Source organism: Chitinophaga sp. 30R24, assembly GCF_049056765.1.
Lineage (GTDB): Bacteria > Bacteroidota > Bacteroidia > Chitinophagales > Chitinophagaceae > Chitinophaga.
Map to the genome: position 1 here is coordinate 91533 of NZ_JBJGXX010000013.1, position 14108 is coordinate 105640.

The 14108-nt window shown below is 46.9% G+C and carries 15 protein-coding genes; 2 read left to right on the plus strand and 13 right to left on the minus strand.

Annotation, left to right across the window (positions count from 1 at the left end):
* Positions 1–34 precede the first annotated feature (34 nt).
* The 11 genes from ACDQ55_RS19270 to ACDQ55_RS19320 all read right to left on the minus strand — a co-directional run bounded on the left by ACDQ55_RS19270 (position 35) and on the right by ACDQ55_RS19320 (position 10616).
* On the minus strand, positions 35–1114 hold the full coding sequence (locus ACDQ55_RS19270; RefSeq protein ID WP_420983151.1) for an ATP-binding protein: 1080 nt from the start codon (positions 1112–1114) through the stop codon (positions 35–37).
* A gap of 24 nt (positions 1115–1138) precedes the next feature.
* A complete protein-coding gene (locus ACDQ55_RS19275) occupies positions 1139–2590 on the minus strand; it encodes a DUF5691 domain-containing protein (RefSeq protein ID WP_420983152.1) in 1452 nt (483 codons plus the stop codon).
* Complete coding sequence (locus ACDQ55_RS19280; protein WP_420983154.1) at positions 2590–3900, minus strand: SWIM zinc finger family protein; 1311 nt, start codon at positions 3898–3900, stop codon at positions 2590–2592. The genes ACDQ55_RS19275 and ACDQ55_RS19280 overlap by 1 nt, the downstream gene beginning before the upstream one ends.
* 127 nt (positions 3901–4027) lie before the next feature.
* Positions 4028–4342, minus strand: coding sequence for an iron-sulfur cluster assembly protein (locus ACDQ55_RS19285; RefSeq protein WP_420983156.1), 315 nt, complete (start codon positions 4340–4342; stop codon positions 4028–4030).
* Entirely contained in the window at positions 4339–4767 is a 429-nt protein-coding gene (locus tag ACDQ55_RS19290; protein ID WP_420983158.1) for a SufE family protein, read from the minus strand. The genes ACDQ55_RS19285 and ACDQ55_RS19290 overlap by 4 nt, the downstream gene beginning before the upstream one ends.
* 10 nt (positions 4768–4777) lie before the next feature.
* Positions 4778–6025: an aminotransferase class V-fold PLP-dependent enzyme gene (locus tag ACDQ55_RS19295; RefSeq protein WP_420983159.1), complete on the minus strand. Its 1248-nt coding sequence runs from the start codon at positions 6023–6025 to the stop codon at positions 4778–4780.
* A gap of 7 nt (positions 6026–6032) precedes the next feature.
* Positions 6033–7352: a Fe-S cluster assembly protein SufD gene (gene sufD, locus ACDQ55_RS19300; RefSeq protein ID WP_420983161.1), complete on the minus strand. Its 1320-nt coding sequence runs from the start codon at positions 7350–7352 to the stop codon at positions 6033–6035.
* Positions 7353–7363: 11 nt separating this feature from the next.
* The gene (gene sufC, locus ACDQ55_RS19305) at positions 7364–8128 is read right to left on the minus strand and encodes a Fe-S cluster assembly ATPase SufC (protein WP_420983163.1); all 765 of its coding nucleotides are present in this window, start codon (positions 8126–8128) and stop codon (positions 7364–7366) included.
* 42 nt (positions 8129–8170) lie between these two features.
* The gene (gene sufB / locus ACDQ55_RS19310; RefSeq protein ID WP_420983164.1) at positions 8171–9616 is read right to left on the minus strand and encodes a Fe-S cluster assembly protein SufB; all 1446 of its coding nucleotides are present in this window, start codon (positions 9614–9616) and stop codon (positions 8171–8173) included.
* 53 nt (positions 9617–9669) lie between these two features.
* Entirely contained in the window at positions 9670–9996 is a 327-nt protein-coding gene (locus ACDQ55_RS19315; protein WP_420983166.1) for a HesB/IscA family protein, read from the minus strand.
* Between the two features lie 50 nt (positions 9997–10046).
* Positions 10047–10616 (minus strand): NADPH-dependent FMN reductase, encoded by a 570-nt coding sequence (locus ACDQ55_RS19320; protein ID WP_420983168.1) that lies wholly within the window; start codon positions 10614–10616, stop codon positions 10047–10049.
* Between the two features lie 137 nt (positions 10617–10753).
* Here ACDQ55_RS19320 and ACDQ55_RS19325 point away from each other — a divergent pair, with 137 nt between their 5' ends.
* Positions 10754–11404, plus strand: a complete 651-nt coding sequence (locus ACDQ55_RS19325) for a helix-turn-helix transcriptional regulator (protein ID WP_420983170.1) — start codon at positions 10754–10756, stop codon at positions 11402–11404.
* A gap of 75 nt (positions 11405–11479) precedes the next feature.
* On the opposite strand, the gene ACDQ55_RS19330 is transcribed toward ACDQ55_RS19325, so the two are convergent.
* Together ACDQ55_RS19330 and ACDQ55_RS19335 are read right to left on the minus strand one after the other, a co-directional pair.
* Positions 11480–11977 (minus strand): GNAT family N-acetyltransferase, encoded by a 498-nt coding sequence (locus ACDQ55_RS19330; protein ID WP_420983172.1) that lies wholly within the window; start codon positions 11975–11977, stop codon positions 11480–11482.
* Positions 11978–11991: 14 nt separating this feature from the next.
* The gene (locus ACDQ55_RS19335; protein WP_420983173.1) at positions 11992–12546 is read right to left on the minus strand and encodes a GNAT family N-acetyltransferase; all 555 of its coding nucleotides are present in this window, start codon (positions 12544–12546) and stop codon (positions 11992–11994) included.
* Between the two features lie 269 nt (positions 12547–12815).
* Here ACDQ55_RS19335 and ACDQ55_RS19340 point away from each other — a divergent pair, with 269 nt between their 5' ends.
* The gene (locus ACDQ55_RS19340) at positions 12816–14102 is read left to right on the plus strand and encodes a TolC family protein (protein ID WP_420983174.1); all 1287 of its coding nucleotides are present in this window, start codon (positions 12816–12818) and stop codon (positions 14100–14102) included.
* Positions 14103–14108: the final 6 nt, after the last annotated feature.

Consider the following 14108-nt stretch of genomic DNA (forward strand, 5'->3'; position numbering starts at 1 on the left):
TTCAGGTGTGATGTGTTTCAAGTTATTAGAAACCCTACACCAGGTCTCTGCAGGCGCGGTAAACATCTTTCCAGTCTTCCCTTGTTTTCACCACTGTTTCCAGGTATTCCTGCCATATCAGTTTGTCCTGCACCGGGTCTTTTACCACAGCCCCTATAATCCCTGCTGCCAGGTCGGCTGCTTTTAGTGAGCCATCCCCGAAATAGGCTGCCAGGGTTAATCCATTGTTAACCACCGAAATAGCCTCTGCTGTGCTCAGCGTTGCCCCTGGCGATTTCAGTTTGGTTTTGCCATCCAGGGTTACGCCGTTGCGTAGCTCCCGGAAAATGGTAACGATGCGGCGGATTTCTTCCAGGGCGGGCTTTTCGGCCGGCAGCTCCATCACTTTTTCAAAACTTTCTACCCTTCTTCTCACAATATCAATTTCTTCTTCCATAGAATCCGGTACGGGAAGAATAACGGTGTTGAACCTACGTTTTAAGGCGCTGGATAGCTCATTCACTCCTTTGTCGCGGTTATTGGCGGTAGCGATTACGTTGAAACCTTTGCCTGCCTGTATTGCTGTATTTAACTCTGGTACGGGCAATGTTTTTTCGGATAGAATGGTGATCAGTGCATCCTGCACGTCGGCGCCTATACGGGTGAGTTCTTCAATGCGGACGATCTTACCGTTTTGCATCGCCCGCATCACAGGCGTTTCCACCAGGGCATTGCGGGAAGGGCCTTCTGCCAACAGGCGGGCATAGTTCCAGCCATAACGGATGCTTTCTTCGCTGGTGCCGGCAGTGCCTTGTATGATAAGCGTGGAATCGCCGCTAATACCCGCTGCAAGGTGTTCGCTTACCCAGCTCTTAGCAGTGCCGGGTAAGCCATATAGCAATAGTGCCCGGTCGGTGGCCAGCGTAGCTACAGCAATTTCCATGAGACGCTTGCTGCCAATATATTTAGGCGTTACCTCAAAACCGTTTTTCAACCAGCCACCAATCAGGTAGGTAACTACCGCCTGTGGCGACAATAACCAGTTGGTTGGACGTTTTTCCTGGTCCTGTTTTTTCAGCTCTTCCAACTCTTGTGCATAGAGCTGTTCAGCATGATAACGTAAAATGTCTGACATAATATCTTGATTAAATGATGGATGTTAAATTGGTTTTATCCTGCTTTTAGCGGCCAGTAATTTGCCCAGGTGCGCTTTAATATTGTTCCAGTATCCGGTATAATATGGCTCCGACGGAAGGATATCGTCCAGCACGGCGACAGCGGCAATGGGTATTTGCCGGATATTATGATTGATGAAGGATTGATTATAAGTATAAGGTTGTGTAGCCGCATGGCGGAGTATCTTTGTGCATAGCGCTATCGGCCATTCTGCGTTGAAGTGCGCGGCATGCCGGATCACGGTTTCCGGATCGGTATCAAAAAATGCTACACTTAGCTCCTGTTGTTTCACTGTAGGTAATATCGGTAGTATGTCTGGATAGAATACCTTACTGTGTAGCATAAACGCTGTTGCCCGTTCCCGGTCTTCAAACCAGGTAATGGCTTTCACAAAGGCGGAGGTGAAAGGGAGTAAGGCGTTGTCTTCCTGGAATAGCCGTATTACTTCAGCGGAAGTGCACCCGAACTGCTGTTCCCAGAACGCCGGCTGTACCAGGCTAATCAGCTGATAGAGGATATGTGTATCATCGCCTGTCTTTGGATCTGTACTGATTTTTTCTATGCCGCTCTGGAAAATGCCTTGATCTGTTAGCGGGGGCAGGGCTATTGCAACGCTACCGTTTTCCTGTAATACAACAGCGTTGGCGAGTACTTGCTGGTAAGACTGGTTAATAGAAGAGCCCGGTAACTTTTTCAGCAAACGGGTCAGGGTTTCTTTTACCTGTTTTGATTTTTCACCTAGTAAGGATTCCAACCATTCCAGGTCGCGGGTATCGGCTGGGTATTCCAGAACGCCCAGCAGGGCTGTTTTCACAGCGGTGCTTTCTCCGGGCCAGGTTTTTTCCAGCCAGGTACGTGCTTTTACGGGATCGGCAGCACGCAATTCTTTTAAGGCCTCCACGCGCTGGTCGGTGGCGCCATTCTCCCATCTTTCTTCCAGGGTGTCTGCCACTATGGAGAAATGCCAGTCGGGGTTAAATTGGGCTAGCCATTCTGCCCGATGGCCGCCGGCTGCAGCTACCAGGGTACGCAATGGTTTGTTGCGCCAGGCTTTATCAAGTATTACCGGTAATTGGTCTGGCGGCAGTAAAAGATGGGCGCTGGTACATTCTTCTAACCATAACTGTAATAGTTCTACGCTATCTGTTTCCAGTACTTGTTGCAATACGCGTATAGCAGCAGGAGAGCAGTAAGGTTTTGTTTCGGCTGGGCATATGGTGGGTGGTTTTACAGTGGTTGTTACAGGCTGTATGCCACTTTGCCGGTAATTGTACAGTACTGCTGCCAGTTGCAGGAACTGCTCTTCCCGGTTCTGTGCCCGTGCTAAAATAGTATTGGCTGCTTCCTGCAATGGTCCGTTCCAGCCATAGCTGTCTGCCGATTTTTTAGCGGTTCCCAGCAGGGCGGTATTGATGATATTGTTCCAGCGTTCCATTATAATATTTTGTATTCCTGTTCATGCCATACGCCAATAGGCTCATATTGCCTGTTGCGGCCTGTTACGGCCATGTGTAAGGATCTGCCGCCGCTGAGGGCCAGCAGTTTCCAGATATGGGGGAAATCTTTTTTTACCGGCATCAGCTGCTGCCGGCCATCCTGTAGCCACCATCGTTCTTCGTGCCATACGGGTACCAGGGAAGCAACCGTGTAGAGGCGATCGCCATATACCGGCAGCACTTCGCTGAGCGCTGTTTGCGCTTTCATTACTTCCTGCCAGCCCGGATACCCTCCAAAGGCAGGGTTGGGAGGAAGGGTTATTTGTTGCTTTACCAGTGCGCGTAAGGGAGCAGCAGAGGGATAAAATACTAGTTCTGCCTGTATGGTGGAGCCAGGGAAAAGTGCCTGTGAAGGAGGGATACCCTGGCCTCTTACATAGAATTGCAGCACCATGGCGCTACGTTGGGTATGAATGCCGTATAGCCAATACCGTTCTGTTACCAGCCGGTCTTCTTCCGTAGTCTGTTTGCCTAATATTTGCCAGGTATCTTTTACACCAGTTTGTTCTTTGAGTTCTTCCTGCGATTGGGTGAAACCGGCCATGTTACGAATATCTTGTTGTAAGGCCAGCGGGAGTTGGCCCAGGTGTTGGTAGCCCTGTACCACCAGGTAAATGCGGATCAGTTGTTCCAGGAAAAGTGTTTGCCAGCCATCCTGGTAAAAGCTGGTGTTTGCCAGTTCCCGGAGCATGCCCGCTAATCCGGATGCCTGGGCATCTACCATTCGCCGGATCATATTTTCAAAAAAGGAATGGTCCCGTTCCGGCATATCCATTATTCCATTGCGCACCAGGTCTTTCATCCAGCGCAATAGTTCGTCCGCACCGTCGCTTACTTTCTGCTGCCTGGCTTCCAGCCTTTTTGTTGGCACAGTGGGGTCCATCTTTTTTTCCGGAACTGGTATCGCTTTCTTCTCCACCTTTTCTGTTCGTTGGGCCAACCATTCGCTTACCCAGGAAGGAGGTGTTTGTTCCGTAAATACCACTTGTTGCCGGGAATATAATAATAGCAGCCCCAGTCCATGTTTGCAAGGAAACTTACGGCTGGGACAACTGCATTTGAATGCCATGCTGATCCTATCAATCTGCGTCTGATAAGGCTTGCTGCCGCTACCTTGGCATTCGCCCCATAACGCTTGTTCATTGGCCCCCTTACTCACCCATTTAGCGGGATTGGACAGGTCTTTCCCCGATTTACGGGACGATTCATCGGGCGCCATTGCTAGCACTTGTTCGTCGGATAGGTTCAATGGATTAACGATTTAAGGCACAAATTAAAAAATTCCATAAAATAATAAACCAAATATCAAATATCACTACGCAGTGTATTTGGTATTTGGTTTATTATTATTTTTTATCAAAAAAAGTGGAAGCTGCTTACATAAAGCCTAATTCGAGTTTGGCTTCTTCGCTCATCATGTCTTTGGTCCAGGGTGGATCAAAGGTGAGGTGCACATCTACATCGGATACGCCTGCTATATTCCGGATTTTTTCATCTACTTCCCGGATAATATCACCTGCAACCGGGCAACCGGGTGCCGTGAGGGTCATATCTATGCCGATACGGTTATTCTCCTTGATCTTTACGGCGTATACCAATCCCAGTTCCCAGATATTCACTGGAATTTCCGGATCATATACTGTTTTAAGCTGTGCTTCTATCTGTTCTCTTAATGTTGCTTCTTCACTCATTGCTGGTTAAGTTTTGCCTGATAAGCGATGGCGTATAGTTTCATTTGTTTCAGCATACTCAGCAACCCATTGGAGCGGGTAGGGGAGAGATGGCTGCTTAAACCAATGGTATCAATAAAATAGATTTCTGCCGCTGCAATTTCCTGGGGTGTATGACCAGACAGCACGGATATCATCAGGCTTACCAGTCCCTTGGTGATCACTGCATCGCTATCGGCTGTAAAAAATAGTTTCCCATCTTCCAGCGTTGTATGCAGCCACACGCGCGACTGACAACCTTTGATCAGATTATCTGGCGTTTTATATTCTTCTGAGATGAGCGGTAATTCTTTGCCCAGCTGGATAATATATTCGTATTTATCCTCCCAGTTGCCCATCACTGAAAAATCCGAGATGATGTCTTCCTGTATTTCCTGAATCGTCATATTCACCTGTTTACAAAAGCATGGAAGCGGCTCTTTTAACGCCGGCCACCAGTTTGTCTATTTCTTCCATTGTGTTATAAAAAGAGAGCGATGCGCGGACAGTGCCCGGAATCTTGAACAAATCCATTAGCGGCTCTGTGCAATGATGCCCGGTTCTTACTGCGATACCTTGCTGATCCAGCAGCTCGCCCATATCGAATGGATGGATGTTGTGGACCAGGAAGGAGATGGCGCCGCTTCTGTTAGCTGCATCCCCTATAAAACGTATCCCGTCAATTTTACGCAGTTCCTGCATGGCATATTCCACCAGTTCATCTTCCCATTGCTGTATCCTGCTAATACCTGTTTGCTGTAGGTATGCTATGGCAGTGCCCAGGGCGATAACGCCGGCAATATTAGGTGTGCCTGCTTCAAATTTATAAGGCAGTTCGTTGTAAGTGGTTTTGGCAAACGTAACCGTTTTGATCATATCGCCGCCGCCCTGGTAGGGAGGCAGCTTATTAAGCCATTCGGTAGTGCTGTATAGTACACCGGTACCGGTAGGACCATAGATCTTATGCCCGGAAAATGCCAGGAAATCCGGCTGCAGGGCCTGTACATCAATGCTGATATGCTGGATGGCCTGCGCGGCATCTATCAGTACCGGGATGTTTCGTGCATGCGCCAGTGTGATAATGTCCTGTACCGGGTTTACGGTGCCCATGGTATTGGAAACATAAGTAACGGCCACCATTTTCACGGAATCGTCGAGCATGGCTTCGTAGGTATCCATCAATAGTTCTCCGCGTTCGTTGATCGGGATCACCTTCAGGGTAGCACCGGTTTCTTCGCAGGCCATTTGCCAGGGAACAATATTGCTATGGTGTTCCATCGCGGAAATGATCACGCTATCGCCTGCTTTTAGAAAACGGCGGCTCATGGTATTGGCTACCAGGTTGATGCTATCGGTAGTGCCTTTGGTAAAGATCACCTCGTGCGAATGTGCGGCATTGATATAACCTGCCACTATCTGGCGGGCATGCTCATACGCATGGGTGGCTACCTGGCTCAGATGGTGTACGCCCCGGTGCACATTGCTGTTATATTCTTCGTAATAGCGGGCTTCTGCATCTATTACTACCTGTGGCTTCTGCGTGGTAGCTCCGTTGTCGAGATATACCAGCGGTTTGCCATGCACCTGTTGTTGCAGGATGGGAAAATCCTTTCTTACCTGCATTACATCCAGGGTTTCGGTGACTATGTTAGCAATATGTTCCATTGTAATATTAGTTATTCATGATCTCCGCAATCTGCGCTTGCAGAAAATGTTGCAAGGCAGGTACTTTTACTGCATCCGTAATATCGTGGGAGAAAGCGTTTACCATCAGTGCTTTGGCTGCATCTTCACCGATACCGCGGGAGCGCAGGTAGAACATGGACTCTTCACTGAACTGACCAGCTGTAAAACCATGGCTGCACTTTACATCGTCGGCATATATTTCCAGTTGCGGCTGGGAGTTGATATCTGCCTTGTTGCCCAACAACAGGTTGTTGTTCTGCTGGAATGCATTGGTTTTTTGCGCTTCCTGGTGCACCAGGATCTTACCGGTAAATACACCGTTGGCGCTATCCAACAGTACGCCTTTGTACAGTTCGTTACTGTGGCAATCGGGCATGATATGATCCATAAAGGTATGGTTGTCTACATGCTGCGAATCATTGGCGATGTACAAACCGTTCAGGTGTGTTTCGGTATGACTGCCATTCAGGGCCACGCTCAGGTTGTTACGGGTGAACGGGGTACCAGGCAGGGTAAAGTTAAAGTGATAGTAGCGGCTATCTTTATACTGTTGTGCGGCAGTAGTATGCACTTCCCGGAAGCTATTGGCTCCCTGCTGTATATTATAGTGCCACAATTCTGCATTTTCTTGTACCACAGTTTCGAGCACGGTGTTGGAAAAAGCTACGGCAGCTGTTTCCGGGTGCACGGATGTTTCGATTACCGTAGCGGCAGCATTTCTATTCAGCACCCATAGATGACGGGGTTGAATGAAGGCATGTGCAGCGCAGGTGTAAACATGGATAATGTGTACTGGTTTGTCCAATACTGTATTGGCAGCCAGCTCCAGGTACAATCCATCTGCAAAGAGGGCGGTATTGAGCTGTGCGAGCGATTCGCCGGCCAGGTGCTTTTGCTCATTGAAGTAAGATACAAAGCCCGGGGCGCTGGTGTGTGCGCTCATCGCGCCTATTGTGATCCCTTTGCCCTGGGGGAGGGTAGACTGATCTGCTTGCAGATGGCCATTGACCAGCACAATCTGGTAGCAATCCAGTTCAGGAATAGCAACGCTGGCTGCTACATCTCCGGATACCGGAGTAGCAGTGGTTTGCAATTCATATGGAAATTCTTTCAGGTAACGTTGAATATTGGAGTAGCGCCATGCTTCTGTTTTAAGCGTAGGAAGACCTATCGCTGAAAAACGTTCCAGCGCCTGGCGGCGAATGTCGCCCAGTGTATCCATGGCCGTAGCCTGGCACTGCGCAGACAGTGCTTGTACATCTGCTGTTAACGCCTGGTAAAATGGCAATATCATATCACTTGTCATAATGCTCTTTCTTAAACAGATTCTTTCAAATGTAATTCCTCTTTCAGCCAGTCGTATCCTCTTTCTTCCAGTTCCAGTGCCAGTTCTTTGGTACCGGTTTTAATGATACGGCCATTGTACAGTACATGTACAAAGTCAGGAATAATGTATTCCAGCAGGCGTTGATAGTGTGTAATCACAACGAAGGACTTTTCAGCATCGCGCAGTTTGTTCACGCCATTGGAAACAATACGGAGCGCGTCGATATCCAGTCCGGAATCTGTTTCATCCAGGATAGCCAGCTGTGGATCTAACATGGCTAATTGGAAAATTTCGTTACGTTTCTTTTCACCGCCGCTGAATCCTTCGTTGAGGGAACGGTTCATCAGGTTGGAGTGAAAATCTACCAGTTGTTGTTTTTCTTTAGTCAGCTTCAGGAACTCTTTCGCTTCGAGTGCAGGGAGTCCTTTATATGCTCTGATTTCATTCAGCGCAGTTTTCAGGAAGTTGAGGTTAGATACGCCAGGAATTTCTACCGGGTATTGGAATGCCAGGAATACACCTTCACGGGCGCGATCTTCCGGAGATAATTCCAGCAGGTTTTTACCGTTAAACCATACTTCACCTTCAGTAACAGTATAGTTGTCACGGCCTGCTAATACAGAGGCCAGCGAGCTTTTACCGGAACCGTTAGGTCCCATGATAGCATGCATTTCTCCTTTATTTATCTCGAGATTAATGCCTTTCAGAATTTTTTTTCCTTCTACTTCTGCGTGCAGATTTTTAATCGTCAGCATGATTGTTTTATTTCGTTCTGTATGTATTAATTGGATAATGAATTATCCAACGCTTCCTTCAAGTGTAATAGATAATAATTTTTGTGCTTCTACTGCAAACTCCATGGGGAGCTGGTTCAGTACTTCTTTCACATAACCGTTTACGATCAGGGCTACCGCTTTTTCGCTGTCGATACCGCGTTGGTTCAGATAGAAGATCTGATCTTCTCCGATCTTGGAAGTGGTGGCTTCGTGTTCTATCATCGCGGTTTTATTGCGAGACTCGATGTATGGGAAAGTATGCGAGCCGCATTGGTTACCAATCAGCAGGGAATCGCATTGGGTGAAGTTACGGGCGTTTTCGGCGCGTGGTCCTACTGCTACTAAACCGCGGTAGCTATTGTCGCCACGGCCGGCAGAAATACCTTTGGAAATGATGCGGCTTTTAGTGCCTTTCCCGATGTGGTGAATTTTGGTACCTGTATCTGCAATCTGTTTGTTGCGGACTACTGCTACAGAATAGAATTCGCCTTCGGAATAATCGCCCTGCAGGATTACGCTGGGATACTTCCAGGTAATAGCAGAACCGGTTTCTACCTGTGTCCAGGAAATCTTGCTGGCTGTGCCTTTGCAGATACCTCTTTTGGTCACGAAGTTATAGATACCACCTTTACCGTCTTTATCGCCGGGATACCAGTTTTGTACGGTAGAATATTTTATTTCAGCCTGTTCCAGGGCTACCAACTCTACTACGGCCGCATGCAGCTGATTTTCATCACGCATCGGGGCAGTACAGCCTTCCAGGTAGCTTACATAGCTATTGTCGTCTGCAATGATCAGGGTACGTTCAAACTGGCCGGTGTTCTGGGCGTTGATACGGAAGTAGGTGCTCAGTTCCATCGGGCAGCGTACACCTTTAGGAATGTATACGAAAGAACCGTCGGAGAATACAGCGGAGTTGAGGGCGGCAAAGATATTATCGGTATGTGGAACCACGCTGCCCAGGTATTTTTTTACCAGGTCAGGATATTCCTGTACTGCCTCGCCGAAAGAGCAGAAGATCACGCCCATTTCTTTCAGCTTTGTTTTAAAGGTAGTTGCCACGGAAACGCTGTCAAATACAGCATCTACAGCCACACCGCTTAATGCTTTCTGTTCGTTCAGCGGGATACCCAGTTTTTCGAAGGTTGCCAATAGCTCCGGATCTACTTCATCCAGGCTGTTGAGTTGTTTTTTCTTACGGGGGGCCGCGTAATAGGAAACCGCCTGTAGGTCGAGCGCTGGCATCTCAAAGTGCTGCCATTTAGGGAATTCCATCTTTTTAAACGCAGCATAGCCTTTCAGGCGCCATTCAAGCAGCCATTCAGGCTCATTCTTTTTCGCCGAAATAAAACGGATGATATCTTCATTTAGCCCCGGAGGAGCTATATCCATTTCTATATCGGTGCTAAAGCCAAACTCATACTCCTTATTGGCTATATCATCTATTATTTCGTTACTGTTGATCATACAAGTTTAAAATTTTGAGATGTCGGGATGAAAGCCGTCCGTTTGCTGCTAAATTATACTGCAAAGCTTTCTCCGCAGCTGCAGGTTCTGGTAGCATTCGGATTGTTAAAGAAAAGCCCCTTGCCATTAAGTCCATCTGAATAATCCAACTCAGTACCATACAGGTACAACAGGCTTTTCATCTGTACTACTACTTTTATGCCTTTATCTTCAAATATCTGATCTCCTTCTTCTTCTGTTGATTCAAATTTCAACACATATTCAAGACCTGAGCAGCCACCACCTTTTACGCCTACACGAACAAAGGTACCCGGTGTATGATGTTCTCTTTCCATCAATCCTTTGATATATTCTCTTGCTTTTTCTGAAACGGTTATCATACTCAGAATTTTTTATTAGCTATCCGGTTGCCCGGCTTTGGTTTAAAAATTTATCCTTCCATGCCTGCCGCTACGTGCGCTTTTGCAGCACATAACAACTGCACCATCATATCCAGTTTATTTTTATAGAACGCGGTGAAACCACGAGTTTCCGGATCGTACAGATTGTCTTTTAATATAGGCAGGGAGTAAGGCAGTACCCAGGCCCTCAATGCTTTTGCAACTGCGTCCATGGCATTAATGCCCTGCATGGCCTGTGTTCCGTCTGCCCAGGAGAGCAAAGCTACAACCTTTCCGGTTAAATAAGGACGCTGGTTCTTACTCATCATCTCCAGCCAGTCAAGGCTATTCTTCATGGCGCCAGTCATGCTACCGTGATATAATGGTGTCATCCATATCTGAAGATCCGCCTCGGTAAAAGCTTTACACAATGCAGCCACTTCTGCCGGTTTTTTCCCTGCTTCTTCCGGGGAAAAGAAGGGAATCTGCGCAATGCCCGGATTAAATATTTCCGGAGAAAAACCCCTTTCCTTCAATTGCTCCGTTAAATAGGCTGCCAGCTGATTAGAAGTGGCATAAGGACGATCATCGATGGCTCCATTAAATATCAGGACTTTCATTTATATCTAATATTTAGAGATTTACACGATTGTGAGATTAAATTTTGATGAATTCCCCCTCAAAACCGCTTAAATCCCAAAATCTTTTTTTTAGCTCTTACAAAATTACGATATTTGAGAATAAAACAAGTAACAACTTGGAAAATTATCCAATACGAACCAAGAACGCTGCCGACCGGTTTTTGACTTTGCTCAAGACCAAGGGTCCTTTATCTGCAGCAGAACTGGCCGGTGAATTGGGTATTACCGGGGAAGGCGCCCGGCTTCAGCTCCTTAAACTGGCTGAAGAAGGATTGGTACAATCGGAGAGTATTTCAAGAGGAGTAGGACGCCCAGTGCTGATCTGGAGCCTTACCCCAATGGGTAACGCCCGCTTTCCGGATACTCATACCGAGCTCACCCTTCAGTTTATACAAACGATTAAAACGGTGCTCGGACAAGAGGCATTGGAAAGTGTGATCGACGCCCGGGAAAAGAAACAATTGACAAAATACAGTATTGCCCTGGAAGGAGTAACCGGTCTGGAAAACAGGCTCACCTCGTTTGCGGCTATCCGCTCTGGTGAAGGCTACCTGGCAGAATGGAAAAAAGAAGGGGATACCTACTACTTCATCGAAAACCATTGCCCTATCTGCTGTGCTGCCACAGAATGCGATAATATCTGTACCTCTGAAATGAGAACTTTTGTCAGTATCCTGGGCCAGGAAATGAATGTTTCCCGCAAAGAGCACATCATCAATGGCGCCCGCCGTTGCGTATACCGGATCGAGGCCCCTACCGCAAAATAAAGCAACTGCCTAATCAATGAATTGCAGTTGGCCCTGGATGGCCAACCGTCGGCTATTTGCAGCACTCAGCCACACTTAACCTATTTTGATCCCCAATATCTTCAGGCTTCTTTCTACGCCATCCAACACCGCAATTTCCGGTAAGTGCGCCCATTCCTGGAAACCCATATCTGTAAAGAGTTTCAGGCTAGGGTAATTATGTGCGAATATAAACCCGAGCAAGGTTTGTACCCCATAAGCAGGCGCTACTTCAATGGCATAACGTAGTATTTGTTTGCCTAAACCTTTGCCACGCACTGCCTCATCCAGGTAAATGCTTACTTCTGCTGTGCCATTGTAGGCCGGGCGGCCATAAAACGACTGAAAGCTCATCCAGCCTACATTAACACCTTCCTGGTCTATCATCCACAGCGGGCGGTGGGTAGTATTATGCGCGTGAAACCAGGGCAGCCGGCTTTCAGGTGTAACCGGGCTGGTATCTGCTGTTACCATTCTTCCGGCAATGGTACTGTTATATATTTCTACGATCCTTGGCAGATCTTCAATGTTAGCAGGCCTGAATTGCAAATTCATAATAGGTATAATGATTAAAAAATAGACTCCCGGTCGTATTCACGTCTTAGAAGGCTGTATAGTTGTGCATTTACAAATTTTCCCTTCTCAAAAAAAGCATCCCTTAAAAAACCTTCATATTGGAAACCCAGCCTGGACAAGAGTTGGGAAGAAGCCAGGTTTTCCGGGTCTACAAAGGCTTCAATGCGGTTGAACTGCATTTCATTAAAACCGTATTGTAACATATGGCTCACCGCTTCTTTCATGACGCCTTTGCCCCAGTATTCCGGTAGCAGGTCGTAACCTATTTCTGCCTTGAAATGCGTTTTGCTGATGCGGTGATAACCACAGGTACCGATCAGTTCTCCCCTCCAGGCAAAGCTGATCGCCCAGCGTAAGCCTTCTTCCCTTTCCTGGCTTTCCCGGAAAAAACGGATAATATGGGTCGCCTCACTGATATTGGCAAACGAGTCGATGTCCATATATTTTGTTACCGCATCATCAGAAAAAAGTCTGAACAAGGCAGCGGCATCTTTATCCTCTATAGGTCGAAGTACCAGATCGCCAGTATTGATAACAGGTAAATGCATGATACAGTTGCCGGTTTAGGTTGCAGCAAAGCTAATGGTTATTGACAAAATGTCCATGTGATTGTTGATTTTAATCCCGCTTTAATGTCTCGCTGCATAAACAATCTTACTTTTGCATCAGGCATCTATTACCGTGAGCAGCGTTGTAAGGGAAGGAACCACTTTTAATATTTTCTTTCCACCCGTTCACAAATTCTAATTTTGTTTTAACTTCATTCTAATAAGGAGCTAATAGCCTATTGCCATCTTTACAACGAAAAAAAAGTTGTATGATCAATAGATTAGTGTTAAGCATCTGGCTCGTATTGTTTGCTGCTTTATTCCGCATTGCCGCCGTATCTGCGCAGATAAAAGATACCATTGCGCTTACATTGGCGGATGCAGAGCAGCAGCTCCTGCAGAAGAACATTCCCTTGCTTGTTCAGCGTTATAGCATCGATTCGGCGAAAGCAGGCATTATCACCGCCAAGTTATATGATAACCCCCAGGTTACTTACGAGAATGTATTATACAATCATACAGACAACAGATGGTTCGACTTTTCCTATAACGGGGAGAACTCCCTGCAGGTAACCCAATTGATTAAGCTGGCAGGCAAGCGTAATCGAGCTGTGTTGTTGGCACAGAGTGGTGTGAAGCTGAATGAGTATCAATTTTATGACATATTGAGAACCCTCCGTTTTTCCCTGCATGATAATTTCTATGACCTCTATTATAAGCAACGTTCACTGGATACCTACGCCAGCCAGATCGCTTTCCTGCAAACGGTGGTAACGGTATTCACTGAGCAAAGGGATTTGGGCAATATTGCGCCCAAAGAGGTGATCCGCATCAAATCCATGTTATACGACCTGCAGCATGATCAGTTGGAGCTACAACAAGATATTCAGCAGGCGCAATCGGACTTGGCCCTGCTGATACGCATACCTACCGGTATAGCGATTGTGCCACAATTGTCTCCTGGCGACACCGTAGCGCCGGCGACTTTCCAATTCAATTTCGAAGCATTGCTGGACACTGCTAAACAAAACCGCTACGACCTGAAAATAGCACAGGAAACAGTGCGGTATAATCAGCTGAACTTGCGCCTGCAGAAGTCAATAGCAGTGCCAGATCTGCAAGTAGGCTTCTCTTACGACAAGCAGGGTAACTTTGAACGCAATTATAATGGGCTCAACGTATCCATGCCGATACCTTTCTTTAACCGTAACCAGGGTAATATAAAGACCGCCAAAATTTTGGTGGAAAGCAGCAAGCTACAATTGCAAGGTGAGGAAGATGAACTGGCCCATGAAGTGATGAATAGCTTACAACTCGTGTTACGAACCGAGAAACTGTTGAATGAATTTGATCCGGGTTTCGAAAATGACTATACGAAAATGATGAAAGAAGTAGAGAAGAACTTCCGCCTGCATAATATCGGCCTGCTGGAGTTTATAGACCTGTACGATGCTTACCGAAACAACGTGTTAAAAATGAATGAGCTGAAATATGACCGTTTACACGCACTAGAGCTGATCAATTTCAGTACAGGTTCACTCATCTTTCATCCCTGATAAATA